This window comes from Vulcanisaeta distributa JCM 11216, from assembly GCF_001315985.1.
Taxonomy (GTDB): domain Archaea; phylum Thermoproteota; class Thermoprotei; order Thermoproteales; family Thermocladiaceae; genus Vulcanisaeta; species Vulcanisaeta distributa_E.
Genome location: NZ_BBBI01000045.1, coordinates 1 through 3,411 on the forward strand (window position 1 = coordinate 1; position 3,411 = coordinate 3,411).

At 43.7% G+C, this 3,411-nt stretch carries 4 protein-coding genes; 3 read left to right on the forward strand and 1 reads right to left on the reverse strand.

Annotation, left to right across the window (positions count from 1 at the left end):
* The coding region (locus JCM11216_RS14020; protein WP_243676468.1) for a hypothetical protein at positions 1 to 1,171 on the reverse strand (1,171 nt) is incomplete at its 3' end.
* Positions 1,172 to 1,463: 292 nt separating this feature from the next.
* Here JCM11216_RS14020 and JCM11216_RS14025 point away from each other — a divergent pair.
* The 3 genes from JCM11216_RS14025 (at position 1,464) to JCM11216_RS14030 (ending at position 3,314) form a co-directional block, all read left to right on the forward strand.
* Positions 1,464 to 2,375 carry an ATPase domain-containing protein gene (locus JCM11216_RS14025; RefSeq protein WP_243676469.1) on the forward strand — a complete coding sequence of 304 codons (912 nt, stop codon included), beginning with the start codon at positions 1,464 to 1,466 and terminating at the stop codon, positions 2,373 to 2,375.
* A gap of 142 nt (positions 2,376 to 2,517) precedes the next feature.
* Entirely contained in the window at positions 2,518 to 2,673 is a 156-nt protein-coding gene (locus JCM11216_RS20285; RefSeq protein WP_243676470.1) for a hypothetical protein, read from the forward strand.
* A 44-nt stretch (positions 2,674 to 2,717) separates the two neighbouring features.
* Complete coding sequence (locus JCM11216_RS14030; RefSeq protein ID WP_054854596.1) at positions 2,718 to 3,314, forward strand: hypothetical protein; 597 nt, start codon at positions 2,718 to 2,720, stop codon at positions 3,312 to 3,314.
* The last annotated feature ends 97 nt before the right edge of the window (positions 3,315 to 3,411 follow it).

Consider the following 3,411-nt stretch of genomic DNA (forward strand, 5'->3'; position numbering starts at 1 on the left):
TAAAAAGCATATATAAGGTAAAATTGTCTAAATGAGGATAATTTTGGAGAGCCACACTCTGTGTCGAGAATATGAAGCTTGTGGTCAATATAATTATGTAGATATTCTCCTTTATGGCCTTCCCTATTGTTTCTTCAGTATTCATCGCAGGCTTTTTAATGGCAGCATCATAAAAATCGTATAATTCTCGCGTGATCGTATAAGTGATTAATATGAAGGGGATTACGAAAATCATCACCATTTGGAAATAACTATACGAATACATGGAGATTATGCTCATAGAACTAAATAACCAATCATCATTGGAATTATTGGTAATAATTGCATTAAGGCTTACGTTTCTTACTATGAACCATTCAAAACTGATTGTATAATAAGGCCCAAAGACATTATGTTCCTCAGTTATTTGAATCCACTGGGGTTTCATGATGGCCCCCCCTTGAATATTCAATTGAAGCCCTGCATAGTAAACAGTGAATCCTGGAGCTAATAAGTAAGTATTACTAAAGTTGAGATATTCTACCTTATTACTTGATAGGAGCCAGAATGTATTACCATCCGTTAAGTACGCATTAAGTCGGGTTATTTCTCCATCCTTTATACCCTGTATCAGTGCCTTAAGGAATGTTGTTATATTTATGAAGGATTCGTTTAGTTCATTATTATAAATGCCATAAAGGATATAGTAAGGAAGAAGAATACTAGAAGGTCCCTGGGGATATGAGAAGGTATAAATTTCGGTTGTTAACATTTGCGGAAAAGCGTTAAAGTTGGCATTACAAATACTTACATAACCTGCAATTATGCTTTGCGTATCATTACATTTAGTTACATCAGATAGGGAATACGGATAATATGGATAGTAATAATAATGAAGGACATACACTGTATTATTTTCCTGGAACGCTATTATTACATAAAGACTATTATACCCACCATTTAGATTAATGGATTTTGGGAACAAAAAGATCAAAAGGGTATTATTTAGATCAAAGGGATTGCTCGTATTATATGGATAGTGCTCGCTAATCTCCAGCCATATACTGGATGGTAATGAAAATAATAGTATAACGGTAAACGCAATAATTACTAGCACTATAACGATAGCAATCATCAATGGCATTGTTGGTCTACTACGCCTTACATTTACTGAACCACTAACATTGTTCATAACATAATTTAAGCATAATTTAATGTAACATTGTTTTTAAAATTTACTGTTATGGTATTGATGATTTTCCGCTATCCTGGCATTTCTGTATAACATCTCCAGGGTTATCTCCGTGAATAGGTTCATCCTCCTCATTATCTATATGGTGATCCTGCCCTAATCTGTTTTGGGAATTTCGCAATACATGTGCCTTATCATTATCCAACGTAGATATCCCTAGTTAGGCATTACAATGATGAGTTAGGAAACACCGAGGTCTAGCCCCTTATAAGCCGCTGTATTTAGTATCAGCGTGACTAGGAGGAGAGCTGATTCGATTAGTGAGTCTAGCGAGCTCTCGAGGCTTGTTGAGTTTGGCTTCTCGAGACAGACTGTTGATAGGCTAGTCAACGCCGGCGTTAGGAGCCTTAGGCACGTTCTGTTGTTCAATGCCGAGGAGCTTCAGGAACTGCTTGGCTCGCCGGACACCGATTTGCCTAAGCGATTAATCAACACGGCTAGGGAGTTGCTTGCTGAAGCCCCATCCGCGGTTACTGCTAGGGAGAGGATTGAGGTAATTAGCAAAATGCCAATACTGAGGACTGGCGTCGATGGCTTGGACCAAGCCATTGGTGGTCTACGCTTCGGCGCGAGTCATGAATTCGCCGGTGAGTTTGGTGCTGGGAAGACGATAATGGCCCTGCAGGTGGCGATTGCCAGCATTTCACAGTTCGGCTTTAGGGTGGTTTACATAGACACTGAGAAGACGATTGACCAGTACCTATCGAGTCAGTTACTCAGGAACATGTGCAGTAGGTTCAACGTTGATTACGACCAGGCAATCAATGACTACCTACTCGTCTTTAACCCAGCAACGGTTGATGACCTAGAGGACTTCATTAAGCTTAGGCTGACCGACTTGGTAATAAACAGCAATGCAAGGGTGGTGATTGTCGATTCCATCACAGCCCTATACAGGGCTCAGTTCAGGGGGGGTAGGGAGAAGTTGGCAGAGAGGCAGCAGAGGCTGCACTACGTCCTTGATTGGCTTAGGCGCTTAACAATTAGGCTTGGTGTACTGGTCGTCTACACTAACCAGGTCATGACCAGCCCAACAGGATTCATAGAAGTCAAACTACCGGTTGGAGGCAATGTGCTAGCCCACACAGTGAACGCAAGGTGGCTAATGACAAGGGCTAGTAAGGGCAAGGGCGAGGGGGGGTAATGAAGGCACTGGATGTTCCAGGGCTGGCCCCTGGCTTCGAAATAAGGTACTCAATAACTGATGATGGACTGCATTGATTAACCTCAATAATTTATTTAATCCACGTTGGTGCCTTATTAATCGTATTGTGTAGAAAGAATTGATGAACCAAGCCGGTGAGGTTGGGAGACCAAGGCTTGCGGTAAATGATGAGGGGTACCTCGTTGACCTAGCCACCGGCTTTGTCCTCGGTGAGTACGCACCAATCGAGGGTACGGAACTACTCCCGGCGAGGGCGGGGGGGTCAGTAATACACTAATTAATACAAGGTCGAAAGTTTCACCCAAGTCTCAAATAGTTGAGTTGGTTAGGGGGGGATTTAGAGCCGACATGGTCATTGGCGTTAGGGATAGGGGGGGTAGGGGGGGGTTTGCCAGGGAGGTTGATGGGTTGGTTAGTGATGTCATGAGGGTATTCATTAACCACGGCGTTAGGGTTCATGAGGGTCAGGTGAGGGATTTCGTGGCTAAGGCACTAAAGGCCTGGGGGGGTGGGAGGCCCACCGACTTGGTTAGGGTTTTGGATAGGGTCCTAGACGTAAACAGTAATGAGTACCTTGAGGAGAGGAGGACAATCACCGAGGCGCTGGGCGAGGTCTTTGGTCGCGAATGGTTGATAAGGCACTACATAGGGCAGGTGCTGAGGGAGTGGGGGGGTTTGAGTGGTGTGGATGAGGTCATAAGTGTTGATGAGGTTGTGAGGGCTTATGAGGATGTTAGGCTTATGGCTAAGGCGGCTAGGAAGAATTACTACACAAAGACCCTCATTGAGTTAGCCATAGTAAAGCTACTCCTCATGAGTGATGGTGAGGACTCCGTAAGGAAATTCTTAAGGAGTGAGGGGGGGAGGGAGGAGTTACTGAGCAGGTTCATGGAGTTAATGAATGCCTCAGGGCCATGATCATTTTACTTATTAATCATGGAGTCCCTAGAACGGTGATGGAATAGTCACGATGAAACAGGAGTATCCCGTTTCATCGTGGATCGTTACCGTGTCT

Coding starts and splice junctions, on each gene's coding strand:
- JCM11216_RS20285 (WP_243676470.1), top strand. CDS start 2,518: ATGAACCAAGCCGGTGAGGTTGGGAGACCAAGGCTTGCGGTAAATGAT.